The following is a 26,154-nucleotide window of genomic DNA, read 5'->3' on the forward strand; positions in this document are numbered from 1 at the left end:
CGATCTCATTCGCCGTCGAACTCGACCAGCTTGAACAGGGGCTTGCCGGTTTGCGCCAGCTTGGCCGAACCGCCAAGCTCGGGCAGGTCGACGATGACGGCGCACTCGGTGACGATGCCGCCAAGGCGCTCAAGCAGCTTGATGCCGGCAATCATGGTGCCGCCGGTGGCGATCAGGTCGTCGATCAGCAGTACTTTCTGGCCGTTGGAGATCGCATCTGTGTGCAGCTCAACAGTGGCGCTGCCATACTCCAGTTCGTAGGTTTCAGCCACCGTCGTGAAGGGCAGCTTGCCCTTCTTGCGGATGGGCACAAAGCCGACATTCAGCTCGTAGGCGACAACCGCACCAATGATGAAACCGCGCGCGTCAAGGCCAGCGACCACGTCGGGGCGTAACCCAGGTGCCATGTAGCGGTGCACGAAGGCATCGATCAGCACGCGAAACACGCGCGGATCCTGCAGCAGCGGAGTGATGTCGCGAAACTGCACGCCGGTGCTGGGCCAGTCGGGCACGGTGCGGATGTGCTGGCGCAGAAAGTCGGAAACATCGAGTTGGACGGTGGAGGCGGTCATGGCAATGGTCGGCGGCGGTATCGCGGCAGAAGTGTCGCGGCGGTAGTGTAAAGTCGTTGCGTCGCAGGCTCGGGCGCAACGTGCGCCTAGGCAGTGTCAATGCCGGGTGGTGGCACCGCGATTCTTCCAACAAACATTCGAGACAGGTTGAACTATGAGCATTCAGACAGTAGGCATCATCGGTGCTGGCACCATGGGGAACGGGATTGCGCAGGCCGTCGCAGCGGCGGGCTTGCATGCCACGGTAGTGGACATTTCCGATGCGGCGGTGGAAAAGGGCATCCAAACCGTGGCCAGTAGCCTGGACCGTCTGATCAAGAAGGAGAAAATCAGTGCGGCCGACAAAAATGCCATCCTCGGGCGCATCCATGGCACGACCGACTATGCCGCCCTCGGCGAGGCTGACCTGATCATCGAGGCTGCGACGGAGAACTACGAGCTCAAGGTCAAGATCCTTCGGCAGATTGAACAGGTGGCCAAGTCGCAGGCCATCATTGCTTCCAATACCTCTTCGATTTCCATCACCAAGCTGGCAGCGCAGACGCAAAAGCCCGAGCAGTTCATCGGCATGCACTTTTTCAATCCGGTGCCGTTGATGGCGCTGGTAGAGGTCATCCGCGGGATCCAGACCAGCGACGCGACGCACGACACCGTGGCGGAGCTGGCGCGCAAGCTCGGCAAGACGCCGGTTTCCGTCAAGAACGCGCCGGGCTTTGTCGTCAACCGCATTCTGGTGCCGATGATCAACGAGGCCTTCTTCGTGCTGGCCGAAGGCGTGGCCGAGCCCGAGGCGATCGACGAAGCGATGAAACTCGGCGCCAATCATCCGATCGGACCGCTGGCGCTGGCCGATCTGGTCGGCCTGGATGTGTGTCTGGCGGTCATGGAAGTGTATCTGCAGGAGTTTGGCGACAGCAAGTATCGGCCGGCCCCGCTGCTGCGCGAACTGGTCGCTGCCGGTCACCTTGGGCGCAAGACTGGCCGGGGCGTCTACCGGTACTGAATCAACGTCAGCCAAAATGGGCCCGCTGCGCGCGCACGTTGGCTGGCCACTGTGCAAAGCAGGTTGCCTTTTCTGCCAACGCGGCAGGTAGCAAGGGCGGTGGGCAGGCGTCCGTCCCACAATGTCTGCATGCCGCCTTCGTGGCGGCGCAGCACACAAGGAGACATGCAATGAGCAACCTGCCGGGTCTGAACTTCCAGCTGGGAGAGGACATTGATGCACTGCGTGATGCAGTGCGCGAATTTGCCCAGGAACAGATTGCGCCGCTGGCTGCGCAGATTGACCGCAGCGACCAGTTTCCCATGCACCTGTGGCGCCAGATGGGCGAGCTCGGCGTGCTGGGCATTACCGTGCCCGAGGAATATGGCGGCGCCAACATGGGCTACCTGGCGCACATGATCGCCATGGAGGAAATCTCCCGCGCATCGGCCTCCGTGGGCCTCTCGTATGGCGCGCACAGCAATCTTTGTGTCAATCAGATCCGCCGTAACGGCAGTCAGGCGCAAAAGCGTAAATACCTGCCCAAGCTGGTCTCGGGCGAGCATGTCGGGGCACTGGCCATGAGCGAGGCTGGTGCTGGCTCGGACGTGATCAGCATGAAGCTGCGTGCCGAGGACAAGGGCGGCTATTTCCTGCTCAACGGCACCAAAATGTGGATTACCAATGGACCGGATGCCGACACGCTGGTGGTGTATGCCAAAACGGATCCGGACCTGGGCGCGCGGGGCGTGACGGCCTTCCTGATCGAGAAAGGCATGAAGGGCTTTACGGTGGCGCAAAAGCTCGACAAGCTCGGCATGCGCGGAAGCCACACCGGCGAGCTCGTGTTCGAAAATGTGGAAGTGCCGCAGGAGAATATCCTGGGCGGCCTCAACCAGGGCTCCCGGGTGCTGATGAGCGGGCTGGATTACGAACGTGCCGTGCTGGCTGCCGGCCCGGTCGGCATCATGCAGGCGGTGATGGACAGTGTCGTGCCCTACATTCACGAACGCAAGCAGTTCGGCCAGAGCATTGGCGAGTTCCAGCTCATCCAGGCCAAGATGGCGGACATGTACACCGTGCTGCAGGCCGGGCGATCCTTTCTGTACACCATTGGCAAGCACCTCGATCTGCTCGGCGCCGAACACGTGCGTCAGGTGCGCAAGGACTGCGCTTCGGTCATTCTCTGGTGCGCCGAACAGGCCACCAGGATGGCGGGCGAGGGCATCCAGATATTCGGCGGCAATGGCTACATCAACGAGTATCCGCTGGGGCGCCTGTGGCGCGATGCCAAGCTTTATGAAATCGGTGCTGGCACGAGTGAAATCCGCCGCATGTTGATCGGGCGCGAGCTGTTTGCCGAAACCGCCTGAGTCGCCGCGCCCCGGATACCGTCGGGCGGTGCTGTCAAGTCGGCGAGGCAGGCGCCTTGGCGCCGTTGTGGCCATCGGCTGGTGGCATGTTGCGGTGCGACAATACAGCGGTTAACGTTCAAACTACAAAGGCGATGCCCACACTGAAGCAACTTTTCGAGAACAACCGCAAATGGGCCGAGAGCGTCGAGCGTGAGCGCCCCGGTTTCTTCACCCGCCTGCAGGCGCAGCAACATCCCAAGTACATGTGGATCGGCTGCTCCGACAGCCGCGTGCCGGCCAACCAGATCACCGGGCTGGATCCGGGGGAAGTCTTCGTGCATCGCAACGTGGCCAACGTTGTCGTGCCGTCGGACCTGAACTGCCTGACGACCATTCAGTACGCGGTGGACCAGTTGCATGTGGAGCATCTGATGGTGGTCGGTCACTACGGCTGCGGCGGCGTGTACGCGGCATTGACCGACCAGCGTGTCGGACTGGCCGACAACTGGATCCGGCACGTCAAGGACGTGCGTGACAAGCACTGGAAGCTGCTGGAACAGGTGCCGGAGGCGCGGCGCCATGATGCGCTGTGCGAGCTCAATGCGATCGAGCAGGTGCTCAATGTGGCGCATACCACCGTCGTCAAGGATGCCTGGGCCAATGGTCAGAAGCTCATCCTGCACGGCTGGTGCTACCACCTCACCAATGGCCTGATTACCGATCTGGAAATGACCGTGACCGGGCTGGACAGCCTGCGCCAGGCCTACGCCACGGCGCTGCAACGTGTTGCACGGGTGCAGCGCGATGGCGATCCTGCCAATGGCGTCAGCGCGCCGCCGCCCGGTGTGCTGGAGGCCAGGCCCTGAACGGCCGCAGGGACTGTAGCGTGCGCTGTGTATGATATGCCGGGAGACCGCATGCAGGTTGTGAACAAACAGCACAGGAGTTGGAGATGAGCAACGCAAGTGAATCGATCGTCATCATTGGCGCTGCGCGCACCCCGATGGGCGCATTTCAGGGCGCGTTCAGTCCCATGCAGGCATGGCAGCTCGGTGCCGTTGCGATCAAGGGGGCGCTGGAGAAGGCCGGTGTGGCGCCCGAGCGGGTCGATGAGGTGTTCTTCGGCAACGTGCTGACGGCTGGCCAGGGGCAGAACCCGACGCGTCAGGCTACTTTGGCGGCAGGCCTGCCCAAGGGCGTGTCGGCCACGACGGTTGGCAAGGTGTGCGGCTCGGCGATGAAAGCCACCATGCTCGGACACGATGCGCTCAAGGCAGGCTCGGCAGACGTCATCGTTGCCGGTGGCATGGAGAGCATGACTAATGCGCCCTATCTGCTCAAGAAGGGCCGCGGCGGTTATCGGCTGGGCCATGACAAGCTGTTCGATCACATGATGCTCGATGGCCTGGAGGATGCCTACACCGGCGGCTCCATGGGCACCTTCGGCGAACTGTGCGCCGAGAAGTACGCGTTCACGCGCGCGCAGCAGGATGCGTTTGCCACCGCCAGCGTCACGCGGGCGCAGCAGGCGATCGAGTCCGGCGCGTTCAAGGACGAGATCATGCCCGTCACCGTCAGCACCCGCAAGGGCGATGTGGTGGTTGAGCAGGATGAGGGGCCAACTCGGATCAACGTCGAGAAGATTCCGCAGCTCAAGCCGGCCTTCAAGAAGGATGGCACCATCACCGCAGCGGCCAGTTCCAGCATCAACGACGGCGCGGCGGCGCTGGTGCTGGTGCGCGAGTCGACCGCGCGCGATCTGGGCGCCACGCCGCTTGCCCGTATCGTCAGCACGGCGCAGCACTCCCAGGAGCCCGAGTGGTTCACCACCGCACCGGTCGATGCGGCCAGAAATGCGCTCAAGAAAGCCGGCTGGGGGGTGGAGGACGTGGACCTGTGGGAGGTCAACGAAGCGTTTGCGGTCGTGACCATGGCTCTCATGAAAGAGCTGAATGTGCCGCACGAGAAGGTCAACGTCCATGGCGGTGCCTGTGCGCTGGGTCACCCCATCGGTGCCAGCGGCGCGCGCATCGTCGTCACGCTGCTCAATGCGCTCAAGCGCCGCGGCCTGAAGAAGGGGCTGGCCACGCTGTGCATCGGCGGCGGCGAGGCCACCGCCATCACAGTGGAAATGCTCTGAGCGACGGCCGATGTCTTTGCAACGAGGCGCCGCAGACGGCGCCTTTTTCGTGCGTCCAAGCCGTTGCGTCAGCGAAATCCTGGCATGTCCGGCACTTCGTTGGGCTGGCGCGTGGCCGGATCGTGGCGCGGGAAATGCGCGGCAAGCAGTACGCCAACTTCCTCTACCGCCAGTTGCAGGCCCCTGGCGTAGTCGCCGGCGCGCAGCGCTGTGCCCAGGTGCTCGACCACCGGTTGCCATGCTGCGTCATCGAGCCTTGCGCGCAGGCCGCGGTCGGCCACGATTTCGATGGCGTGTTCGGCAATCAGGAGATAGATCAGCACGCCGTTGTTGTCGGCCGTGTCCCATACGCCCAATTTTCCGAACAGCGCCCAGGCGCGATCGCGCGCTGTCTTGTCCTCGCGGACGTAGTGGCCGGGCAGGCCGCCTTCAACGTAGATGGCGATCTGGCCCGTGTGGGTGGCTTCGCTGCGGCTGATCTGCTCGGCCAGCGAGCGCTGCAGTGTCGGCGTCATCAGGCGCCTGGCCTGCGGTTCATCCCAGCGATGGCGCAGCAGCCGCATGAAGCGCTGCCACCAGTTGCGCGTGCCGCGCTGACCGGTCGCTGCCGTTGAAGTCGGTGTCTGAGGGGTGCTCGCTACCATCGTCCTGAAGCGCCTCCGCCGCCAAAGCTGCCACCGCCGCCGGAGCCAAAGCCTCCGCCGCCAAAACCGCCGCCACCAAAACCGCCGCCGCCGAATCCACCGCCCCCGCCACGGGGTCCGGTGCCGATGCCCACCTGGCTACCCATCGAGAAGGCGATCAACATTCCGGCAATGCCAGCAATCAGGGCCACCAGAAGCGCGCCTGAAAAAAGGTAGACCACTGCACCGATGGCACCACCACTGGCGAGTGCACCCAGCTTGCGCCCGAGCAGCTGGCGCATCAGGGGAGCGCCCAGGGTCAGTGCGAAGTAGGCCAGCACGATCAGTGTGGGGATGTCCACGCCAGCGTCGCCGAATGCGCGCATGCCGGCGTTGCGTTCCGCGCCGCTGGCAGGGGGAGGCGGAGGATCACCCGCCAGCGCAGCCTCCACGCCATCCAGTCCCGCCAGAATGCCCGCAGCAAAGTTGCCTTGCCGGAATGCGGGAGTGATCTGCTCGTCGATGATGCGCGCAGCGCGCAGGTCCGGAATGGTGCCTTCCAGCGCCCGAGCAACCTCAAAGCGCAATGTGCGGTCGTTCTTGGCGATCACCAGCAACAGGCCATCGCCCACATCGGCGCGGCCGATTTTCCAGGTATCGGCCACCCGATGCGCATAGGGCGCAATGTCTTCCGGAGCGGTGGTGGCAACCATCAGCACCACCACCTGTGTGCCAAAGCGTTCTTCCAGCGCCGCGAGCTTTTGGCGGATCGCAGCCGTCTCGGCTGGCGAAAGCGTTGCGGTCTGGTCGATGATGCGATCCGTCAGCGCAGGCACCGGTTGCAGGCCCGATTGTGCCGCCAGCGTAGCGGCAAAGAGCAGCAACATCAGGGCAGCCACCCACTGGCTCAGCCGGCGCCAGCCAGCGCGCATGCGCCGCCCTGGGGACGTGTCCAAAATGGGCATGGATGCCATGGCGCGGATGGTCAGGCCGGTCACGGAGTGGCCGGGCTGCCTTCGGTGCTCAGGTTGGCCGGCATCTCGATGCGTGGCGGCGTGGCGATCTCGGCCTCATTGGCGACGCTGAAGTTGGGCTTCTCGTCGTAACCGAAGATCATGCCGGTGAGATTGGTGGGAAAGCTGCGGCGCAACACGTTGTACTGCTGCACGGCCTGGATGTACTGGTTGCGGGCCACGGCGATGCGGTTTTCCGTGCCCTCCAGCGTCACCGCCAGGTCGCGGAAGGCCTGGTTGGTCTGCAGCTCCGGATAGGCCTCGGCGACCGCCATCAGTCGCGCCAGCGCGCTGCCCAGCTGGTTCTGTGCCTGCTGGTATTGCGCCAGCGCTTGCGGGTCCTGCAGCGTCTCGGGCGTGACCTGGATGGAGGTTGCGCGTGCCCGCGCTTCGATCACGGCGGTGAGTGTGTTGCGTTCGAAATTGGCCTGCCGCTCCACGACGGCCTGCAGATTGGGGATCAGGTCGGCACGGCGCTGGTACTGGTTGACGACTTCACTCCAGGCCGCCTTGGTCTGTTCGTCCAGACGCTGGTAATCGTTGTAGCCACAGCCGCCGACGAGCAGAGTGATAAACAGGGTCAACATCCATCCAAGGCGTTGCATAGTTGTTCTCCGTGGTTTGTCTAGCGCGCCCATTGTGACACGGCGCCTGTGCCGTCCGACCATCCCGTGGGCTTATTGCGGCTTTGCCGCACCTGCGGTGTCGACCGGCACGATGGACTCGTTCTCACTCAAGCCCAGCACTGTTGCGGCATCGTCTGGTGGCGGCATTCCGGTCCGTGCCGCGCCAGCCTGCAGGACGGCCTGGCGCAGACGCTGCAACTCCTGTTGCTGCTGCAGGCGGTACTGCGCACGCTGCTGTGCGGAGGCAGTGCGGTGCGCCGCTTCGTTTTCCTGGCGCTGACGCGTCAGCGGATCGACGAACAGGTCGCCAGCAGTGGCCTGCGGACACGGTGTCTGCTGGTAGGAGACGTGGCCCTGGGCATTGGTGCACTTGAAGGCCTGGGCTTGCACGTACGCAGCAGTGCCGCATAGGGTGAGCACCAAGGCGCACGGCAGGGCGATGCGTCGCAGCGCTGTCCGTTCGGCGATGGGGGCAAGGTCTGTCCTGGTCATGGTGGAGTGCAAATAGGAGGTTCAAGCATACCCGCAATGCCCGGATACCGGAATCGCCGCCTCACGTCACCACGGTGAGTTTGGCGACGGCCAGCAGCAGCAGTTTCGTGCCATGGCGGCCGAAGTTGACCTTGGCCTTGCTGTCGCAGCCACTGCCTTCGATGGCCAGCACCTCTCCTTCGCCGAATTTGGTGTGGAACACGCGCTGGCCGGCGCGGATGCCAAAGGAGTTGGCACCGCTCTGACTGGCGGCGGTAGCGGGCACGGGCTGCGCGGTCGCGGCGCGCCAGGCCGCATCCTCGGCGCTGGTGCGCGCCGGGTAGCGGCCCTGCCGCGTCGTGCCGTAGCTGCTGGCGCCAGACCACGGCGCGCTGCCGGCGAATCCGGCGGGGCCGCCGCCAGCGGCACTTGCGGTCAGCTTGTTGCGCCTGGGCGTGAGCCAGCGCACGGACTCTTCGGGCAGCTCGTCGAGAAAACGGCTGGGCAGGTTGTACTGGGTCTGGCCATTGAGCATGCGCTCCATGGCCAGGCTGAGGTACAGGCGCTTGCGCGCGCGCGTGATGGCCACATACATCAGGCGGCGCTCCTCCTCTAGCCCATCCTGGTCGGCCAGGCTGTTGTAGTGCGGAAACAGCCCTTCTTCCATGCCCATGATGAACACGGCATCGAACTCCAAGCCTTTGGAGGCGTGCACGGTCATCAGTTGGATGGCATCCTGGCCAGCCTGGGCCTGGTTGTCGCCCGCCTCCAGCGCGGCATGGGTGAGAAAGGCCGCCAGCGGCGTCAGCGTCTCGCCGGTGTCGGCGTCGTAGAACAGGGACTGGTTGGCATCCAGCGCCGCGGGCTGCACCGCGGGTAGACGTGTGGGCAGTGCTGCAGCATCCAGCGGGGCGTCGGGATCAATGCCCTGGCTGGCTGGCCCTTGCGTGAGCGGCTGGCCATGCTCGTCGATCGGCAGCGCCGTGGCATCCAGGCCATAGCCTTCCTGGGCCACGAAGCTCTCTGCGGCATTGACCAGCTCCTCCAGGTTCTCCACCCGGTCCACGCCGTCCTTTTCGGCGCGGTAGTGTTCGAGCAGGCCGCTGTGCTCCAGCATCAGCGTGATGACCTCGCGCAGTGGCTGGCCGTAGCTGGCCTCTCGGAGCCGGTCGACAAGCTGCACGAAAGCGCGCAGCTTGTCGCCGGTCTTGCCGGGCACGTCCTGCACTGCCAGGTACAGCGGTACGTTGCGGGCACGGGCGGCATCCTGCAGTGCTTCGAGCGTGCGCGCGCCAATGCCGCGTGTCGGGAAGTTCACCACGCGCAGAAAGCTGGTGTCGTCGCCAGGGTTCTCGATCAGGCGCAGATAGGCCAGCGCGTGCTTGATTTCGGCCCGTTCGAAAAAGCGCAGGCCGCCGTAGATCCGGTAGGGCACCTTGGCGGCGATCAGGGCGGACTCCAGCACGCGGCTTTGCGCGTTGCTGCGGTAGAGCACGCAGATTTCGTGGCGCGCAAAGCCGTCGACCTGCAGCAGCTGGCGCACTTCGTCGACCATCCATTGCGCCTCGGCGATGTCGTTGCTAGCCTCATGCACGCGCAGCGGCTCGCCAGCGCCCTGGTCGGTGCGCAGGTTCTTGCCCAGGCGCTGGCGGTTATGGGCGATCAGGGCATTGGCCGAGTCCAGGATGTGGCTGTAGGAGCGGTAGTTCTGCTCCAGCTTGATGGGGTCACGCACGCCAAAGTCCCGCAGGAAATCGGCCATGTTGCCCACGCGCGCGCCGCGGAAGGCGTAAATGCTCTGGTCATCGTCACCGACGGCCACGACGCTGGTGAGCACCGGGCCGTCGCGGTGGTTGGCAGGCAGGCTGGCACCGGCCATCAGCTTGAGCCAGAGGTACTGCAGCCGGTTGGTATCCTGAAACTCGTCGATCAGCACATGCGCAAAGCGCTGCTGGTAGTGCTGGCGCACGGCGGCGTTGTCGCGCAGCAGCTCATAGCTGCGCAGCATCAGCTCGCCGAAATCCACCACCCCTTCACGCTGGCACTGCTCCTCATAGAGACGATACAGCTCCACGCGCTGGCGCGACTCGCCATCGCGTGCGGGCACGTCCACGGCGCGCAGGCCCTCCTCCTTGCAGCTGTTGATGAATGATTGCAGCTTCTTGGGCGGCTGCATCTCGGCATCGACGTTGTGCGTCTTGAGCAGCCGTTTGATGGCCGAGAGTTGGTCTTGCATGTCCAGGATCTGGAACTGCTTGGGCAGCCCGACGGTGGTGGCATGGGCACGCAGCATGCGGTTGCACAGGCCGTGGAAGGTGCCGATCCACATGCCGCGCACCGACACCGGCACCATGGCCGTGAGGCGCGCGACCATCTCGCGCGCAGCCTTGTTGGTAAAGGTCACGGCCAGGATGCCGCCGGGCGAAGCCTGGCCGGTCTGCAGCAGCCAGGCGATGCGGGTGGTCAGTACGCGCGTCTTGCCGGAGCCGGCGCCGGCGAGAATCAGCGCATTGCCGCCAAGGAAGGTGACGGCGGCCTTTTGTTCCGGGTTGAGCCCGGCCAGAAGGGGAGAGTCGAAAGCAGGCCGCGCGGCCGAGGAAAATGACATGCGGCGATTGTATGCGGCGCCCGCACCCGCGGCAGCCCGCCGGCGAGCGCGGCCCAGTCAGCCCGCAATGGCACCCGCGGCAGCCGGCGGCTTCTTGCGGTAGGCGTAGGTGTCGGCAAAGCGCGAGAGCATGTAGTCGCTGCAGATCACGTCCGGATAGCGCCGCGGCCGGTCGGGCCCATGGCAGCCCGGCAGGCAGTCGATCAGCGTATCCGGGTGCGGTTCGGCAAAGAACGGCATGGAGTAGCGCTCCCGGTCGCGCGGGCTGATCACGCGGTGCGGGGTGGATTTGTAGCGGTCGTTGCTCCAGCGCGCCATCATGTCGCCGATGTTGACCACGAAGGTGCCTTCGATGAAGGGGGCATCCAGCCATTGCCCTTCGAGATTGCGCACCTGCAGGCCGCCAACCGGATCCTGGTAGAGCAGGGTGATGCAGCCATAGTCGGTGTGCTCGCCAGCGCCCTTGGGCGCATCGTCAGCGTCCGGGCGCGGCGGATAGTGCAGCAGCCGCATGGCGCTGATGGGCTCGTGAAAGCGCTGGGCAAAGAACTCGCGCTCGGCCCCCAGGGCCTGCGCGATGGCGCGCAGCAGCGTCAGCGACAGCTGGTGCATGTCCTGGTAGTGGCCTTCGAGGAGCTCCCGCCAGCCGGGCAGGTCAGGGTGCCGATTGGGGCCGCGCAGCGGTTTGCCAGCCAGCACGTCCGGATGATCGGCCGGCATGTGAAAGCCCATGTCGAAGGCTTCCTTGAAGTCAGCGCTCTGGGTCGGGTCGAGCTGCTCCGCTTGCAGCGCGCCATAGCCGCGGTGGTGGGCACTTTGCGTGATGTCGATCTTGCGCTTTTCCTCGATCGGCAGCGCGAAGAAGCGCCGTCCCGCATCCAGCACCGCATCAATCTGCGACTGTGCAATGGGGTGGCCCTTGATGTAGAAGAACCCCCAGGTGCGGCACGCGGCGTCGATGGCCTGGCTCACTTGCGACCAGGCGGCCTCATCCCGCTGGTAGAGCGGGGAAATGTCGATGATGGGCAGCGTGTTCATAGGTCAATGATAGGGCACCGGCGCATGCGCAGCCGGGTCCCAATGCAGCGTTACTTCGGCAGTTCGGACTGAATGCCCTCGACGTAGAAGTCCATGCCCGCCAGGTCCGCGTCGCTGGCCACGCTGCCTTCGGGGATGCGCACCTGGCCGCTCTGGTCCTTGATGGGGCCGGTGAACGGGTGGAATTCGCCCGAGCGGATGCTGGCAATAATGGTTTCCGCTTCGGCCTTGATGGCGGCGGGCACGTTGTCGCTGAGCGGCGTTTGCACAACGTCCTCGGCCATACCGCCCCAGTAGTCGCGTGGCTGCCAGCTGCCATCGAGGACCGACTGCGTGGTGCTGACGTAATAAGGCGCCCAGTTGTTGACGACGGAAGTAAGAATGGCCTTGGGAGCGAACGACAGCATGTCCGAAGCGTAGCCGACGGCGTAGACACCGCGACGTTCGGCGGTCTGTGCCGGTGCCGGGCTGTCGGTATGCTGGAAGATCACGTCTGCGCCTTGGTCGATCAGGGCATTGGCGGCATCGGCCTCCTTGCCCGGGTCGAACCAGGTGTTGATCCACATCACCTTGACTTCCGCACCGGGGTTGTACTTGTTCAGCGCCAGCTGGATGGCATTGATGTCACGCAGCACTTCCGGGATGGGAAAGGATGCGACGTAACCCACCACCTTGCTCTTGGTCATCTTCGCGGCCAGGAAGCCACCCACGTAACGTGCCTCGTAGCTGCGGGCCAGATAGGTGCCGAGGTTCTTGTCGCGCTTGTAGCCGGTGGCGTGCTCGAAGGTCACGTCGGGAAACATCTTGGCGACCTTGGCGGTCGGGTTCATGTAGCCAAACGATGTCGTGTAGATCAGCTTGTGGCCGCTGCTGGCGAGGTTGCGGATCACCCGTTCGGCGTCCGCGCCCTCGGGCACGCTCTCGACATAGGTGGTCTCAACCTTGTCGCCGAGCTGCGCCTCCAGCGCCTTGCGGCCCTGGTCGTGCTGGTAGGTCCAGCCGTGGTCCCCGATGGGTCCGATGTAGACGAACCCGACCTTGAGCGGGGTATCGGCAGCGGCCGTCATGCTGGCCGTTGCAGCAACGGCTGTAAGCAGGCCTGCGCGTAGCAGGTGAGAGAGTCGGCAATGTTGCATAGAGAGGCTCCTGTGGACAGTAGAGAAAAATGGGCAAAGAGTGCATCAGTGACCGGTGGTCAGGCAGTGGACCGGTCAATGGCCCGGCTTCCAGGGGCGGCCCAGTGACACTGGCGCAAACAGCCGAGTCTTGGCGGCATCGCGCGAGAGTGCAACCAGCACCAGCACCGTGGCCACGTACGGCAGCATCGCCAGCAGATTGCCTGGAATGGCCACGCTCAGCCCCTGTGCGACTAGATGCAGGATGCTGGCCAGGCCAAACAGCCAGGCGCCCAGCAGCACGCGAAACACCTGCCAGCTGGCAAAGACCACCAGTGCCAGCGCAATCCAGCCACGTCCGGCGGTGATGTTTTCGGTCCACATCGGGGTATAGGCCAGCGACATGTAGGCGCCTGCCAGCCCCGCCATGGCTCCGCCAAACAGCACGGCGCCGGTGCGCACCCACAGCACCGGCAGGCCGGTGGCGCTGGCCGCATCAGGGTTTTCGCCGACTGCCTTGATGATCAGGCCAATGCGGCTGCGCAGCAGCGCCCAGGCCACCAGCGCAAACAGTACAAACGAGAGGTAGACCAGCAGATCCTGCGCGAACAGCATGCGCCCGATGACGGGGAGCTCCGACAACACGGGGATGGCCACGGGCTCGAAACCGCTGATGGGCTTGCCCACCCAGCTCGCGCCGATGAAGGAGGACAGTCCCACACCAAGAATCGTCAGCGCCAGGCCGGTGGCGACCTGGTTGGCCGCCAGATGCACTGCCACGAAGGCAAACAGCGTCGACATCACGGCGCCGGCCAGCGCGCCACATGCCGTGCCCAGCCACAGATTGCCCGAGGACAGGCCGACGATGAAGCCGGCGACGGCGCCCAGCAGCATCATGCCTTCCTGTCCGAGGTTGAGTACCCCGGCCTTTTCGCAGACGAGCTCGCCCAGCGCCACCAGCAGCAGTGGCGTGCCGGTGCGTACCATGGCGTAGAGGATGTTGGTCAGCAGTTCAATGTCCATCGTCTTGCTCCGTTCATGCCGGGGTGGTGGCCGCAGGGACCGGACGCTGGCGACGCGCCCAGCGCAGACCCCAGCGCGGGCGGTAGAGGATCAGCACGTCGCAGGCCAGCAGGAAGAACAGCACCATGCCCTGAAACAGCTCGGTGATGGACTTGGGCAGGTTGGCTGCGATCTGTGCGTTCTCGCCACCGACATACAGCAGTGCCATCAGCAGCGCTGCCGCGACGATACCCAGCGGGTTGAGCCGGCCCAGAAACGCCACCGTGATCGCCGCGTAGCCATAGCCGGGGGAGATCTGCGGCACCAGCTGACCAATCGGCCCGATAACTTCGCCCACGCCCGCCAGACCGGCCAATGCGCCGCTGATTGCCATGGCCAGCCAGACCAGCCGGGTCTCACGGAAACCGACGTAGTGCGCCGCGCGTGGATCGTGGCCCATGACCTTGATCTGAAAGCCCAGAAAGCTCCTTTGCAGCAACACCCACACCAGCGCCAGTGCGGCCAGCGCCAGCAGCAGGCCCGCGTGCAGCCGGGTGCCCTCCCAGAGGATGGGCAGTCTGGTCGCATCACCGAACAGGGCCGACTCCGGGAAGTTGAAGCCGGAAGGGTCCTTCAGCGGTCCGTGTACGGCGTACAGCAGCAGGTTCAGTGCGATGTAATTGAACATGATGCTGGTGAGAATGATGTTGGCATTGAAGTGCGTGCGCAGCCAGGCGCATACCCAGCCCCAGAATGCGCCACTGGCAGCGCCTGCGAGCAGTGCCGCAACCATTGCCCAGCGACTGTCCCAGGCAATCAGTTGCAATGCCACGGTGCTGCCGGCCAGCCCGCCCATCAGCAACTGGCCTTCGGCACCGATATTCCAGATCTGCGCCCGGTAGGCGACGGCCAGGCCCAGCGCGCACAGCAGGATGGGCAGGGCCTTGACCAGCAGCTCCGAAATGCCGTAGCCATCGCGGACGGGATCCACCAAGAGCACGCGCAGGGTCTCTAGCGGTGGGTGGCCCAGTGCAAGAAACAGCAGGCTGCCGGCCAGCAGCGTGAGTGCGGCTGCGAGCACGGGCGAGCCCCACAGCATCAGGCGAGAGGGTTCTCCACGAGGGATGAGGCTGATCAACATGGCTGACAGTGTCCTAATGCGCCAAGGCGTTGGGGGCTACGGATACGGCGTCGAACTGGCCGGCCATCCATTGCCCGACCAGCGCCGGTGTGCAGGCAGCTGTTGGCTGTGGCGGGGAGAGCTGCCCGTTGCACAGCGCCGCCATGCGGTCGCTGATGTGAAACAGCTCGTCAAGGTCTTCGGAGATGACCAGGATGGCCACGCCGGCATCGCGCAATGCGAACAGCGCTTGGTGAATCACGGCGGTGGCGCCCACGTCCACCCCCCAGGTGGGGTGGGCCGCGACCATCAGCTTCGGCGACTGCAGAATTTCGCGGCCGAGGATGAACTTCTGCAGGTTGCCACCGGAGAGGCTGCGCGCGGGCGCGTGGGGCCCGGCCGCCTTGACGGCAAAGCGCGCGATGATTTTCTCGGCAAAGTCCAGCACCGCTGTCGGCTGCACCATGCCGCGGCGCAGCATTCCGGGTTGCTGAAAGCCCGTCAGCAGAGCATTGTCGGCCAGAGGCAGGTCCGGCACGGCACCCTGGCCGAGCCGTTCGGCAGGCACGAACGCCAGTCCCATGGCGCGGCGCTGATCCGGATACAGGTTGCCAAATGGCTGGCCATCCATGCTCAGGCGCTCGCGCTCATGTGCGGGCAGACGCGTCTCGCCGCTGAGCAGGCCAAGCAGTTCGTCCTGCCCGTTGCCGGCCACGCCGGCGATGCCGACGATTTCCCCCGCGTTGACGGTCAGGCGGACGTTGGCCAGCGAGGTGCCAAATGGCGAGCGGCTCTGCCAGCTCAGGTCGTCGATGCGCAGGCGCGGGATACGCAGTGGCTCGCTGCGGGCAGCGGGGCGTGCGGCCTGCACCGCATCGGCATTGCCGACCATCAGGGCGGCCAGCTCCCGGTCCGAGCACTGTGCGGGAATGCAATGGCCGGCGACCTTGCCGCCGCGCAGCACGGTGGCGCTATGGCACAGCGCGCGTACCTCGCGCAGCTTGTGGCTGATGAACAGAATGCTGCAGCCTTCGGCTGCCAGGCGGCGCAGCGTCACGAACAGGTTATCGGCTTCCTGCGGCGTCAGCACGGAGGTGGGTTCATCCAGAATCAGCAGCTTGATGTCCTGCATCAGGCAGCGCACGATCTCCACACGCTGGCGTTCACCGATGGAGAGGCTGTGCACGAGCCGCCTTGGCTCCAGCGGCATGCCGTAGCGCTGGGAGATCTCCTCGATGCGCGGCTCAAGCGTCCCGGGGGTGCCTGCCTGGCGTCCCAGCGCCAGAGAGATGTTCTGCGCCACGCTGAGGGTCTCAAACAGTGAGAAGTGCTGGAAAACCATGCCGACGCCCCGCTCGCGTGCCTGAGCGGGATGGCGCATCTGCACCGTCTGTCCCTCCCACTCGATGCTGCCCTCGTCAGGCTGGATCACGCCGTAAATGATCTTCATCAGCGTGCTTTTGCCGGCGCCGTTCTCACCGAGCAGGGCGTGGATCTCGCCGGGCTGGATGGTCAGATCGACCCCATCATTGGCGACCGTACCGGGATAGCGCTTGGTGATGCCGCGCAGGGCCAGCCGGGGCTGAGAAGAAAAAGTGTCCATTCAGTGTGATCGGTGAATCAGCGCTGCCTGCAGCACGGCAGCGAAACACGGACCACGGAATGCAATAACCATGCCTGTACAGACATGGACGGGATGCGGGCGGGTGTGGCCTTCAGTCCGAGGCAGGCTGTGCCTTGGGCTCGCGGCACCGCCTGTTCACAGTTCTTTCCTACGCCTGCGTTGCCTTCGCGGCGTATGCAACGATCGTGAACCGGCGCTTAGCGCGCCAGGGCGGCAGCCAGCGCGGTGTACTCGTGCACGGGGATCTCCTCGGCGCGGCGCTGCAGATCGAAGTGGCCGGTGAAGCCCTGCGCATCCAGCCACTTGCCCAGCGTATGCCGCACCAGCTTGCGCTTTTGGCTGAAGGCGACCTTGACCAGCTCCTCCAGCAAGGGCTGCGGCACCTGCGCCCAGTCGCGCAGCGGCACCATGCGCACGACGGCGCTGTCCACCTTGGGAGGTGGCTCGAACGCCTGCGGTGACACATCCAGCACCCGTTCCATCGCATAGCGCCATTGCAACATCACGCTGAGGCGGCCGAACGCGGAGGTGGCCGGTTGTGCCAGCATGCGGTCGATCACTTCCTTTTGCAGCATGAAGTGCTGGTCGCGCACCACATCGATGGCCTCTAGCAGATGGAACATCAACGGGGTGGAAATGTTGTAGGGCAGGTTGCCGACGATGCGCAGCTGGCTGCTGCCGAGTTGGTGGGCCAGCTGGCGAAAGTTGACCTGCAGCACATCGCTGGCGATGACGTGCAGTTGCGGGTTGCGGCGCAGCCTGACGATCAGATCGCGGTCGAGTTCAATCACCGTCAACCGCTCCAGCCGCTCCAGCAGGGGCGTGGTCAGGGCAGCCATGCCGGGGCCGATCTCAATAACTGGCTCGCCGTGTTGCGGCGCGATGGCCTGGACAATCGCGTGGATAACGCCGTCATCGACCAGGAAGTGCTGGCCAAAGCGCTTGCGGGGGATGTGTCGCACGGTTAGCGTCCGCCCTCATCGTCGCGAATCTCGATGAAGGCGCGCGCGCGCAGCCCTTCGATCCATTTCACGTATTCCTCGTTGACCTTCTGCTCGCGCACATGGCCGCGCACCATTTCCCGCATCTCTGCCTGAGTGAGACGAGCCTGGCGGCGCTCGAGCAGCTGGATCAGGTGCAGACCAAAGCGCGAGGCGACCGGATAGCTGACCTCGCCAGGCTGCAGCTCGTCGAGCACGGCCTGGAACTCGGGCACGAACATGCCTGGGCCGGCCCAGCCCAGATCGCCGCCCTGGGCAGCGCTGCCGTCTTCGGAATACTCGCGCGCCAATACGGCGAAGTCTTCCCCGCCATTGACGATGCGATCGCGGATTTCGTTGAGGATTTGGCCCACTTCCTGCGGGCTGCGGCCTGAGCCGGGGGTCATGAGGATGTGACGAGCGTGGTTCTGGATGACGATACCTGCGCCACCTTCCTGTCGCTCAAGCACCTTCAGCAGATGAAAGCCTGCGCCGGAGCGGATTGGCCCCACCACGCTGCCCATGGGGTGGCCCTGCGTGGCCTCCAGGAACAGCTCGGGATACTGGTTTTCTGGGCGCAGGCCCAGCTCGCCGCCGGTGCGGCCTTCCGGCGCGTCGGAAAACTCACGGGCCACCTCGGCGAAGTCCCGGCCGTCCTGCAGCGCCTGGGCGGCAGCCTCGATACGCTGGCGCAGCTGCGCCTCCTGTTCGGCAGAGGCGTCCTCGGGCACGATCACGAGCACATGACCGAGATTGATGGCCGGGGGCGTCTGGGCGCCCAAATCAACGGGGTTGTCGCGCAGAAAGCGGTCCAGCTCCTGGTCGCTGACGCGCACGCGCGAATCCACCAACCGTTCGCGCACCCGCATCAGGGTGAGCTGGTCGCGCAGCTGATTGCGAAATTGCTCCCGGCTGATGCCTTCGGCGGCAAGTTCGCGGTACATGGCGCTGACGCTGACGCCGTTTTGTTCGGCGACGTTGCGTTCGGCCTGCTCCAGCGTGTAGTCATCGATTGTCATACCCAGATTGCGCGCTTCCTGCAATTGCAGGCGTTCGGCGATCAGCACGTTGAGCGCTTCCTGGCGGATCTGGTCGTCACTGGGGGAGATGCCCTGCTGCGCGAAGAAGGCGCGGGCGCGCTGCATGCGCCGTTGCAGGTCGAGATTGGTGATGGGCTCGGAGTTGACCAGTGCGACGATGTGGTCGGCCTGCTGCGGGCCAGTGGCCTGACCGTTGCCGCTGGCCAGTGCCGGCGCGTCCTGCAGCTCGCCGGAGTATGCAGGCGAACGCAGGCTGCCGCCCGCCGCCGAGGGGCTGCCTGGCAGGCGCAGGCCCTGCTGGGCCTGCACGGCCAGCGGCAGTGCGGCGCACAGCAACAGGGTGCAGGCGCAGCTGGCGCGCCGAAGTAGTCGGGAAAGGTGAGAGAAGGTCATTGGCTCAAAGCGAATACGCATGGGAAAAGGGTACCGAGCAACGGACGCGCGCAGACAAGATCGCAGCGGGCAGGGTGCCAGGCACGCGTTTATCCGGCTGGTCACTACATGAAAAGCTCATAAGCAAAGGCTCAGTCATAGGCGCTGAAGCGGCTCGACGGCGCGGGTTGCTGCGGACGCACTTCCTGATAGTAGGGCACATTGTTGCGCAGTGAGCCCAATGGGTTGGCGCCGATATTGATCCGCGACAGTCCAGCAAGTTCAAGTTGGAACAGGATGCGGGTGTTGGCGCTTTGCCAGCTGTTCTGCAGCCGCTCCACGACGATGCGGCCTACCCAGCAGCAGCCGTTGTACTCCATGCCCACAATGGTGTCGACCAGCTTGCTGTCGCGCATGCTGTAGTTGAGGCGGCCAACCGTGTACCAGCGCCCGCGCGCGTCGCCCGCCGTGTCGCCTCCAAACAGCGAGGCCAGCGGCCACTGCCAGCCGAGCTCGACCTGCTTGCTGGAGTCACGCTTCATGCGGTAGCCGGCGCTGAGGACGCGGTATTCGCCAGGCCGGTAATGGCCCGTGAGCGTGTAGCGCACGCTGCGGCGCTGGTCGAAGTCGTACTGCAGGATGCCGCTGGTGGCCCAGCGTGGCGTCCAGTTCACGCTGCCGCCCAGGAGAATGTCCGACCAGCCCTTTTCGTAGGGAGGCTCGCCGCGCAGCGTTACGCGTTGGTCCTTGAAGCGCATGCGCTGGGCCACGCTGGCGCGCACCAGTTCTGCGCCATCGTCGGCCGACAGCAGGCGCGATGTCAGGCCCAGTGTCAGCAGGTTGTTGTCGGCGAAGCGGTCATTGCCGACATAGGCATCCGGGGAGTAGATGCTGGCGAAGGTGAAGTCCAGTTCGGCCGTGTCGTAGGCGGGCAGGTGGCTCTGGTCGCGGTAAGGGGTGTAAGTGTAGAAGGCACGCGGCTCCAGCGTCTGCAGCAGGTTGCGCCCCAGCAGGGCGGTTTCGCGCTCGAACACCAGGCCGCCGTCCAGGCTGTAGGTCGGCACGACGCGACTGTGGCTGGTGCTGCCGTCGGCAAGCGGGCGGTCGAACCGGTAGTGGCTGGCGTGCAGCTGGACCGAGGGCGTGAAGAAGCCATAGGGCGCAATCCAGGGGCGACTGAGGTTGAACCTGGCGTAACTGCGGTCACCGTCGATCAGCTGTGCGGCGAAGGCGCGATCGGCACGGAACCGCGTGGTATCGAACTCGGCGCTGACTTCCAGCCCGCCACCGACGTTCCAGGGCGTGTAGCGCAGGTTGAGCTGCGGCAGCATGTCGTAAGGCGGCAAGATGATGGAGTCGACGTCCTGCAGCGTCTGCCACTTCAGGCTGCGCATGTGCAGTTGCCAGTCGCCTTGCTGCCAGCGGGCATTGAGCTCGCTGGGCAACAGGCGCTCGGCCAGGCCATAGGAGCTGCGGGGAAAGTCACGCCAGTAATCGTCGTCGCTGACGCGGTTGAGGTCGAGATCGACTCGGACGTCACCCACTGGCGAGGCCACCAGCTGGCGGTGGCGGATGGCTGTGCTCCAGCGGTCGCGGTCGCGCAGGCGGTCAGCTGGCATGTAGCGCCCGGCAATCTCTCCGCTGAAGCTGGGTTCGAGATAGCGGAATTCGCCTCCCAGGTTCACGCCGCGACGCGCCATCAGTGAGGTGGTCAGCGTGGCGTCGCGGTTCGGTGCGATGTTCCAGTAGAACGGCTGTTCGTACTGCAGGCCCGAGACGCTGTCCAGCCCGACGGTAGGTGGCAGAAAGCCGGTCTTGCGCCGATCGGAAAGCGGAAAGCTCAGATACGGCACCGGCAGCACGGGCACGCCCATGAACTGCAAGGTCGCGCCCCGCGCCACTCCCTCGTCAGCGGCGCGGTCGATGGTGAGCTCACGCGCATGGATGCGCCAAGCCGGGCGCCAGTCGGGGTCGTGCGCGGCGCGCTGGCAGGTGGTGTAGTCGGCCTCGTGCACGACGTAGCGGTCACGGTCGATGAAGTCCGCACGTTCGGCTTGACCATGCGCCTGGTTCTCAAACAGGCGATAGCGCACGTCGTCGAAATACCCTTCATAGGTGTCGACATTGAGCTGCAGCCGCCTGCCATGAAAGCGTCCGGTGGTGGTGTCCACGCGCACATTGCCCAGTGCGGATGCCTGCCGCGTCGACGGGTCGTAGCGCAGCTCGTCGGCACGCACGGCCGTATCCGCGCGGCGCAGGAGGGCGTCGCCCTGCAGGCGCACCTGCTCATCCTGCTGGCCCTCCATGCGGTCGCCGCTGAGGTAGACGGGCCGGCGCTCGGCCTGCTGTGTTGGCACGCGTTCCTCCAGCGTGGGGGTGGACCGCAATTGCGGGCCCACCCAGCTGCCCTGCCCTCTGGGAGCGGTTGCGTCCTGCGCCCCTGCGGGTTGCGCCAACACCGGCCATGCAGCGGCCAAGGCCGCACCTGTCAGGAGGGCGGCACGCAGCGACTTCCGGCGATGGGATTGCGGAGGAAAGAGCACGACTACCATGAAGTAACAGCAGGACCAGAAGGCGCCTGCAGCACAGGCGCGCACCACGCAACTGCAGGCAAAATGGCCGCCATGTTACCAGCGGCAGCGCTGGCAGGCCCTAGAATCGCGCCCGCGCCGCACCTCTTTCCCTTCCGCACGTGAATGGTTTTTCCCACATGACCGATTCCATCGTCTGGGCCGAGCCCTCTCGGCAAGCCCTGTTCGAGCAGTGGCTGCAGGCCGTTGCGCCCGCGCACGGGCTGGTGCCGGCAACGCTGCGCCCGGCGTCTGCCGATGCGAGCTTTCGCCGCTACCTGCACATCGCAGACGCGAGCGGCACGCAGCGCATCATCATGGATGCGCCGCCACAGCAGGAGCCGCTTGCTCCCTTCCTGCATGTGGCTGGCCTGCTCCAGCAGGCGGGGTTGCCGGTGCCGCAGTTGCTGGCAGTGGATGAACAGGCAGGCTTTGCGCTGCTGAGCGAAGTTGGCCAGGAGACGGTGCTGCAGCACCTGGCCCCGGATTACGATGCTGCTGTGGCGCAGCCGCTCATGGTGCAGGCGGTGGATTGGCTGGTGCGGATGCAGTGCCATGTGCGTGCCGATGTGCCTGCATACGACGAGGCGGTGCTGCGCCGCGAGCTGCAGCTGTTTCCCCAGTGGTATCTCGGTGCCTATCGGCAGGCAGAGCTGAGTCCGGCGCAGCAGCAGACGCTGCATAACAGCTTTGATGCCATCGTCGCGCGCAATCTGGCAGCGCCGAAGGTGTTCGTGCATCGCGACTACATGCTGCGCAACCTGATGGTGGCGCCAGATGGCGCAGGCGGCGTCCGGCTCAGCGGGCTGCTGGACTTTCAGGATGCCCTGCACGGTCCACTGACCTATGACCTGGCCAGTCTGCTGCGCGACGCATTCCACAGCTGGGACGAGGACTTGTTGATCGACGTGGCGGTGCGCTACTGGGAACGGGCGCGCAAGGCGGGCCTGCTTGCGCTGGCGCCAGAATGGGAAAGTGACTTCGGTGCCTTCTACGAAGCCGTGGAGTGGATGGGACTGCAGCGCCATCTGAAGGTGGCCGGCATCTTCGCACGCCTGACGCTGCGCGATGGCAAGCCGCAGTATCTGGCCGATACACCGCGCTTCATTGCCTACATCCGCGCCACGGCCAGCCGCTACCGGGAGCTGTTTCCCCTCCTGCGCCTTCTCGATGCCATCGAGCAGACTCCGCAGACGCCAGCGTTTTCGTTTGGGCGGCTCTGAAAGCGATTTCGACGACGCCATGGCCTTGCCGCGTATTTACTGCACCGACCACTTGCAGCCAGGGCTGGAGCTGGATTTGCCATCGGGCGCAGCACGCCATGTGCAGGTGCTGCGCATGCAGCCCGGGCAGGCGCTTTGCCTGTTTCCCGGCACGCAGGCCAATGGCGAGTTCACTGCCAGCATCCTCGAAATGGGCCGTCAGCACGTACGGGTGCGGGTTGAGCAGGCCCATACGGTGGATCGCGAGGCTGCCTTGGCGCTGCATCTGGCCGTGGGCATGCCGGCTAATGACCGCATGGACTGGCTGGTGGAAAAGGCCACGGAACTGGGCGTGGCACGCATCACCCCTCTGATGACCGAGCGCAGTGTGCTGCGCCTCAAAGCCGAGCGTGCGGACAAGAAGCGGCAGCACTGGCAGGCCATTGCCATCGCTGCTTGCGAGCAGAGCGGACGCAATACGGTGCCCGTTGTCGACGCGCCATGCACGTTGGCGGAGTTCGTCGCCACAGTTGGGGCGGCGGGCCAGCCAGCCCATAGTGAGCGCTGGGTGCTGAGTCTGGCCGCAGATGCCAGGCCAGTGACACAGCGCCTGGCCGCATTGCCGCAGCCGTGCCAGGGCACGCATGCAGGGCGTGTGTTGGCACTGTCAGGGCCAGAAGGGGGGCTGAGCGCGCCCGAGGAGACCTTGCTGCGTGCGCAGGGATTTTCCCCAGTCAGCCTGGGCGCGCGGACGTTGCGGGCCGACACGGCCGCCATTGCGCTGACAAGTGCGGCCACGCTTTATCTGCCAGAGAAACGGGCGCACGCCTAGGGCTGCACCATGATGCTCATGAATGAGTGCATCGTAATGGTGCGCGCATCTTTATAGTGCGCACATACATCTCGTGCCACGCCATAACATTTAATTTTCATTTTTAGTATTCAGAAATGAAAATTAATCAGCACGAGAGAATCGATTAGATTGCAAGCCTTATCGCATTCTTCCTACAAGGAGTGCGATGACCCCATGCCATGCGCGCAGTCCACGCCTGCATGACTGCGCGGGAACGTGGCGTCCGGTTGCCGGCATGCCGCTCGACGCCGCTGCTGTGCAGTGTGCTTTTGTTGATGGATTGCCGCCTTGAAAAATCCACCTGAGTGAGCCGGTGCATTGCAGGCTCAGCCGGTTGGATGCGGTGCGCATCCGGCGGCCATGTTGTGCCATGCAGCCGTGATGAGTAAGTCTTGCACCTTTCATGTCCGATCGCGTTGAGCAATTTCGCATCTTCATCCACGTCGCAGAAACCGGCAGTTTCATCGGTGCCGCGCGGGCGCTGAAATTGCCGCCGGCGACGGTCTCCACCTCCATACGCAAACTCGAAAAGCAGTTGGGCACGCAGCTGTTGCGGCGCACGACCCGCAAGGTCAGTCTCACGGAGGACGGCAGGAAGACGCTGCCGATGGCGCGCAAAATCGTCGGCGACCTCGACGAGTTCTACAACCTCTTCAAGCATTCCAGCAATGCGGTGGCAGGGCGGCTCAATGTGGATGTGCACAGCCGCATTGCCGCGCGCATCATCGTGCCGGCACTGCCTTCACTGCTTGAGATGCATCCGCAGCTGGAGCTGAGTCTGGGCAGCAGCGACAAGGAGTTGAATCTCAGTGAGGCGGACATCGACTGTGCCATCCGTGTCGGCGCGTACCAGCAGGACCATCTCGTTGTGCGTCCGCTGGGCCAGCTGGCCATGGTCAGCTGCGCCAGCGAGGACTATCTGCGGCGCTGTGGCCTGCCGCAGACCCCGCAGGAGCTCGATCGCCACTGCGCCATCGGCTATTTGCCTGCGCAGCCGCAGCAGCACCCGGCCGTCTGGGAATACCAGGACGAGGACGGGCAGAGCCACAGCGTACAGATGCAGCACCGGGTGATGGTCACCAGCGCCGAAAACTACCTGGCATGCGGCGTGGCCGGTCTGGGATTGATTCAGGTGCCGCGCTTTGATGTGCAGGAGTTGCTGCAGACGGGCAAGCTGATCGAGGTGCTGCCGCATTGGCCTGCACCCCCCAAACAGGTTTGCGCCCTCTATCTGCACCGCAAGCAGCGCTCGAAGCGATTGCTGGCGTTTCTGGACTGGATTCACGCACTGTTGCGCAAGAGCCCAGGGGTGCTGGCATAGCCCTGTGGACAGGGGCCGCACGTAGAACAGCCCGCCATGTGGGCGGGCTTGGGTGCCGCGTGAACAGCTGATTAGAAGTTCAGTGCGCGCTTGTCGACGGCCAGTGCCGCTTCCTTGGTGGCTTCCGAGAGCGTCGGGTGGGCGTGGCAGATGCGCGCGATGTCTTCGCTGCTGGCCTTGAATTCCATCGCCATCACGGCTTCGGCGATCAGTTCGCTGGCCTGCGGGCCGACGATGTGCACGCCCAGCACCTCATCCGTGTCGGCGTGCGCAATCACCTTGACCAGACCGGTCGTGTCGCCCAGTGCACGTGCGCGTCCGTTGGCCAGGAACGGGAAGGTGCCGGCCTTGTACTTGACGCCTTCGCTCTTGAGCTGCTGCTCGGTCTTGCCCACCCAGGAGATTTCCGGGCTGGTGTAGATCACGTAGGGAATGGTGTTGAAGTTGACGTGACCGTGCTGGCCGGCGATGCGTTCGGCCACGGCCACGCCTTCCTCCTCGGCCTTGTGCGCCAGCATCGGGCCGCGTACCACGTCACCCACCGCCCAGATGCCTGGGACGCTGGTCTTGCAGTGTTCATCGACGACCACGGCACCGCGTTCATCAAGCTGGACGCCAACGGCTTCGGGGTTGAGGCCCTCGGTATTGGCGATGCGGCCGATGGAGACGATCAGCTTGTCGACCTTAAGCGTCTGGGCCTCACCGGCTGCGTTGGTGTAGCTGACGGTCACGCCGGTTCTGGCGGTCTTGACCTCGCTGACCTTGGCGCCGAGCTCAATCTTCAGGCCCTGCTTGTCGAATGCCTTCTTGGCTTCCTTGGCAATCTGCACGTCTGCGGCGGGCAGGAATTCCGACATGCCTTCGAGGATGGTGACATCCGCGCCCAGACGGCGCCAGACCGAGCCCAGTTCCAGCCCGATGACGCCAGAGCCGATGACCCCCAGCTTCTTGGGCACGGCAGCAATGTCCAGTGCGCCGTCGTTGGAGAGAATCTGTTGCTCGTCAAATGCCACGCCAGGCAGGGCGCGTGGCTTGGAACCGGTGGCGATGATCACCTGCTTGCCCACCAGCGTCTCTTCGCTGGGCCCCTTGACCTGCACTTCGAAGCCACCCTCAACGGCCTTGGCGAAACTGCCGCGACCGTGGAAGAAGGTGATCTTGTTCTTCTTGAACAGGTAGAGGATGCCCTCGTTGTTCTGCTTGACCACGGTGGCCTTGCGCGCGAGCATCTGTGCAACGTTCATGCTGAGCTTGCCAGTGGTGATGCCATGCTCGGCAAAATGCTCCTTGGCATGCTCGAAATGCTCGCTGGACTGCAGCAGCGCCTTGGACGGAATGCAGCCTACGTTGGTGCAGGTGCCGCCAGGGGCGGGCTTGCCGTCCGGGGTTGTCCATTCGTCGATGCAGGCGACGTTCATGCCCAGCTGCGCTGCGCGGATGGCGGCCACGTAACCGCCGGGACCCGCGCCGATGACGACGAGATCGAAGTTCTTGCTCATGGTGATTGCTCCAGTGTCTTGACTATGC

The 26,154-nt window shown here is 64.7% G+C and carries 22 protein-coding genes; 7 read left to right on the plus strand and 15 right to left on the minus strand.

Annotated elements, in window-relative coordinates; translation table 11 throughout:
- Positions 1 to 5: 5 nt before the first annotated feature.
- The gene (locus AAV94_RS13675; RefSeq protein ID WP_046742771.1) at positions 6 to 572 is read right to left on the minus strand and encodes an adenine phosphoribosyltransferase; all 567 of its coding nucleotides are present in this window, start codon (positions 570 to 572) and stop codon (positions 6 to 8) included.
- A gap of 154 nt (positions 573 to 726) precedes the next feature.
- On the opposite strand from AAV94_RS13675, the gene AAV94_RS13680 reads away from it, so the two are divergent.
- The 4 genes from AAV94_RS13680 to AAV94_RS13695 all read left to right on the plus strand — a co-directional run bounded on the left by AAV94_RS13680 (position 727) and on the right by AAV94_RS13695 (position 5,049).
- Positions 727 to 1,575 (plus strand): 3-hydroxybutyryl-CoA dehydrogenase, encoded by an 849-nt coding sequence (locus AAV94_RS13680; RefSeq protein WP_046742772.1) that lies wholly within the window; start codon positions 727 to 729, stop codon positions 1,573 to 1,575.
- A gap of 170 nt (positions 1,576 to 1,745) precedes the next feature.
- The gene (locus tag AAV94_RS13685; protein WP_046742773.1) at positions 1,746 to 2,927 is read left to right on the plus strand and encodes an isovaleryl-CoA dehydrogenase; all 1,182 of its coding nucleotides are present in this window, start codon (positions 1,746 to 1,748) and stop codon (positions 2,925 to 2,927) included.
- A gap of 134 nt (positions 2,928 to 3,061) precedes the next feature.
- Positions 3,062 to 3,775 (plus strand): carbonate dehydratase, encoded by a 714-nt coding sequence (gene can, locus AAV94_RS13690; protein ID WP_046742774.1) that lies wholly within the window; start codon positions 3,062 to 3,064, stop codon positions 3,773 to 3,775.
- 86 nt (positions 3,776 to 3,861) lie between these two features.
- Positions 3,862 to 5,049 (plus strand): thiolase family protein, encoded by a 1,188-nt coding sequence (locus AAV94_RS13695; protein ID WP_046742775.1) that lies wholly within the window; start codon positions 3,862 to 3,864, stop codon positions 5,047 to 5,049.
- 68 nt (positions 5,050 to 5,117) lie between these two features.
- Here the strand turns inward: AAV94_RS13695 and AAV94_RS13700 are convergent, their stop codons facing one another.
- The 13 genes from AAV94_RS13700 to AAV94_RS13760 form a co-directional block, all read right to left on the minus strand.
- Complete coding sequence (locus tag AAV94_RS13700; RefSeq protein WP_231731439.1) at positions 5,118 to 5,693, minus strand: TPM domain-containing protein; 576 nt, start codon at positions 5,691 to 5,693, stop codon at positions 5,118 to 5,120.
- Positions 5,687 to 6,646, minus strand: coding sequence for a TPM domain-containing protein (locus AAV94_RS13705; RefSeq protein ID WP_231731440.1), 960 nt, complete (start codon positions 6,644 to 6,646; stop codon positions 5,687 to 5,689). Before AAV94_RS13705 ends, AAV94_RS13700 begins: the two co-directional genes overlap by 7 nt.
- 20 nt (positions 6,647 to 6,666) lie before the next feature.
- Positions 6,667 to 7,290 carry a LemA family protein gene (locus AAV94_RS13710; RefSeq protein WP_046742776.1) on the minus strand — a complete coding sequence of 208 codons (624 nt, stop codon included), beginning with the start codon at positions 7,288 to 7,290 and terminating at the stop codon, positions 6,667 to 6,669.
- A gap of 72 nt (positions 7,291 to 7,362) precedes the next feature.
- On the minus strand, positions 7,363 to 7,803 hold the full coding sequence (locus AAV94_RS13715) for a DUF4124 domain-containing protein (protein WP_046742777.1): 441 nt from the start codon (positions 7,801 to 7,803) through the stop codon (positions 7,363 to 7,365).
- 61 nt (positions 7,804 to 7,864) lie between these two features.
- Complete coding sequence (locus AAV94_RS13720) at positions 7,865 to 10,390, minus strand: UvrD-helicase domain-containing protein (protein WP_046742778.1); 2,526 nt, start codon at positions 10,388 to 10,390, stop codon at positions 7,865 to 7,867.
- Between the two features lie 57 nt (positions 10,391 to 10,447).
- A complete protein-coding gene (locus AAV94_RS13725; protein ID WP_046742779.1) occupies positions 10,448 to 11,428 on the minus strand; it encodes a 2-oxoglutarate and iron-dependent oxygenase domain-containing protein in 981 nt (326 codons plus the stop codon).
- A gap of 50 nt (positions 11,429 to 11,478) precedes the next feature.
- Positions 11,479 to 12,495 (minus strand): BMP family ABC transporter substrate-binding protein, encoded by a 1,017-nt coding sequence (locus AAV94_RS13730; protein ID WP_231731441.1) that lies wholly within the window; start codon positions 12,493 to 12,495, stop codon positions 11,479 to 11,481.
- Between the two features lie 144 nt (positions 12,496 to 12,639).
- Positions 12,640 to 13,560, minus strand: coding sequence for an ABC transporter permease (locus tag AAV94_RS13735; RefSeq protein WP_407927324.1), 921 nt, complete (start codon positions 13,558 to 13,560; stop codon positions 12,640 to 12,642).
- 19 nt (positions 13,561 to 13,579) lie between these two features.
- Positions 13,580 to 14,686: an ABC transporter permease gene (locus AAV94_RS13740; protein WP_046742782.1), complete on the minus strand. Its 1,107-nt coding sequence runs from the start codon at positions 14,684 to 14,686 to the stop codon at positions 13,580 to 13,582.
- A 13-nt stretch (positions 14,687 to 14,699) separates the two neighbouring features.
- Entirely contained in the window at positions 14,700 to 16,268 is a 1,569-nt protein-coding gene (locus AAV94_RS13745) for an ABC transporter ATP-binding protein (RefSeq protein ID WP_046742783.1), read from the minus strand.
- A gap of 218 nt (positions 16,269 to 16,486) precedes the next feature.
- The gene (gene rsmA / locus AAV94_RS13750; RefSeq protein WP_046742784.1) at positions 16,487 to 17,251 is read right to left on the minus strand and encodes a 16S rRNA (adenine(1518)-N(6)/adenine(1519)-N(6))-dimethyltransferase RsmA; all 765 of its coding nucleotides are present in this window, start codon (positions 17,249 to 17,251) and stop codon (positions 16,487 to 16,489) included.
- Between the two features lie 2 nt (positions 17,252 to 17,253).
- Complete coding sequence (locus AAV94_RS13755; RefSeq protein WP_046742785.1) at positions 17,254 to 18,702, minus strand: peptidylprolyl isomerase; 1,449 nt, start codon at positions 18,700 to 18,702, stop codon at positions 17,254 to 17,256.
- Positions 18,703 to 18,833: 131 nt separating this feature from the next.
- Positions 18,834 to 21,158, minus strand: a complete 2,325-nt coding sequence (locus AAV94_RS13760; protein ID WP_231731442.1) for an LPS-assembly protein LptD — start codon at positions 21,156 to 21,158, stop codon at positions 18,834 to 18,836.
- Between the two features lie 233 nt (positions 21,159 to 21,391).
- Here AAV94_RS13760 and AAV94_RS13765 point away from each other — a divergent pair, with 233 nt between their 5' ends.
- The 3 genes from AAV94_RS13765 (at position 21,392) to AAV94_RS13775 (ending at position 24,627) form a co-directional block, all read left to right on the plus strand.
- On the plus strand, positions 21,392 to 22,474 hold the full coding sequence (locus AAV94_RS13765; protein ID WP_046742786.1) for an aminoglycoside phosphotransferase family protein: 1,083 nt from the start codon (positions 21,392 to 21,394) through the stop codon (positions 22,472 to 22,474).
- Between the two features lie 19 nt (positions 22,475 to 22,493).
- Positions 22,494 to 23,285: a 16S rRNA (uracil(1498)-N(3))-methyltransferase gene (locus tag AAV94_RS13770; RefSeq protein WP_331396833.1), complete on the plus strand. Its 792-nt coding sequence runs from the start codon at positions 22,494 to 22,496 to the stop codon at positions 23,283 to 23,285.
- A gap of 424 nt (positions 23,286 to 23,709) precedes the next feature.
- Positions 23,710 to 24,627, plus strand: coding sequence for a LysR family transcriptional regulator (locus AAV94_RS13775; protein ID WP_046742787.1), 918 nt, complete (start codon positions 23,710 to 23,712; stop codon positions 24,625 to 24,627).
- A 71-nt stretch (positions 24,628 to 24,698) separates the two neighbouring features.
- Here AAV94_RS13775 and lpdA read toward each other — a convergent pair whose 3' ends face one another.
- Entirely contained in the window at positions 24,699 to 26,126 is a 1,428-nt protein-coding gene (gene lpdA / locus AAV94_RS13780) for a dihydrolipoyl dehydrogenase (protein ID WP_046742788.1), read from the minus strand.
- Positions 26,127 to 26,154: the final 28 nt, after the last annotated feature.

Source organism: Lampropedia cohaerens (assembly GCF_001005215.1).
GTDB classification, from domain to species: Bacteria; Pseudomonadota; Gammaproteobacteria; order Burkholderiales; family Burkholderiaceae_C; genus Lampropedia; species Lampropedia cohaerens.

Coding starts and splice junctions, on each gene's coding strand:
- AAV94_RS13675 (WP_046742771.1), bottom strand. CDS start 572: ATGACCGCCTCCACCGTCCAACTCGATGTTTCCGACTTTCTGCGCCAG.
- AAV94_RS13680 (WP_046742772.1), top strand. CDS start 727: ATGAGCATTCAGACAGTAGGCATCATCGGTGCTGGCACCATGGGGAAC.
- AAV94_RS13685 (WP_046742773.1), top strand. CDS start 1,746: ATGAGCAACCTGCCGGGTCTGAACTTCCAGCTGGGAGAGGACATTGAT.
- can (WP_046742774.1), top strand. CDS start 3,062: ATGCCCACACTGAAGCAACTTTTCGAGAACAACCGCAAATGGGCCGAG.
- AAV94_RS13695 (WP_046742775.1), top strand. CDS start 3,862: ATGAGCAACGCAAGTGAATCGATCGTCATCATTGGCGCTGCGCGCACC.
- AAV94_RS13700 (WP_231731439.1), bottom strand. CDS start 5,693: ATGGTAGCGAGCACCCCTCAGACACCGACTTCAACGGCAGCGACCGGT.
- AAV94_RS13705 (WP_231731440.1), bottom strand. CDS start 6,646: ATGGCATCCATGCCCATTTTGGACACGTCCCCAGGGCGGCGCATGCGC.
- AAV94_RS13710 (WP_046742776.1), bottom strand. CDS start 7,290: ATGCAACGCCTTGGATGGATGTTGACCCTGTTTATCACTCTGCTCGTC.
- AAV94_RS13715 (WP_046742777.1), bottom strand. CDS start 7,803: ATGACCAGGACAGACCTTGCCCCCATCGCCGAACGGACAGCGCTGCGA.
- AAV94_RS13720 (WP_046742778.1), bottom strand. CDS start 10,390: ATGTCATTTTCCTCGGCCGCGCGGCCTGCTTTCGACTCTCCCCTTCTG.
- AAV94_RS13725 (WP_046742779.1), bottom strand. CDS start 11,428: ATGAACACGCTGCCCATCATCGACATTTCCCCGCTCTACCAGCGGGAT.
- AAV94_RS13730 (WP_231731441.1), bottom strand. CDS start 12,495: ATGACGGCCGCTGCCGATACCCCGCTCAAGGTCGGGTTCGTCTACATC.
- AAV94_RS13740 (WP_046742782.1), bottom strand. CDS start 14,686: ATGTTGATCAGCCTCATCCCTCGTGGAGAACCCTCTCGCCTGATGCTG.
- AAV94_RS13745 (WP_046742783.1), bottom strand. CDS start 16,268: ATGGACACTTTTTCTTCTCAGCCCCGGCTGGCCCTGCGCGGCATCACC.
- AAV94_RS13755 (WP_046742785.1), bottom strand. CDS start 18,702: ATGACCTTCTCTCACCTTTCCCGACTACTTCGGCGCGCCAGCTGCGCC.
- AAV94_RS13765 (WP_046742786.1), top strand. CDS start 21,392: ATGACCGATTCCATCGTCTGGGCCGAGCCCTCTCGGCAAGCCCTGTTC.
- AAV94_RS13770 (WP_331396833.1), top strand. CDS start 22,494: ATGGCCTTGCCGCGTATTTACTGCACCGACCACTTGCAGCCAGGGCTG.
- AAV94_RS13775 (WP_046742787.1), top strand. CDS start 23,710: ATGTCCGATCGCGTTGAGCAATTTCGCATCTTCATCCACGTCGCAGAA.
- lpdA (WP_046742788.1), bottom strand. CDS start 26,126: ATGAGCAAGAACTTCGATCTCGTCGTCATCGGCGCGGGTCCCGGCGGT.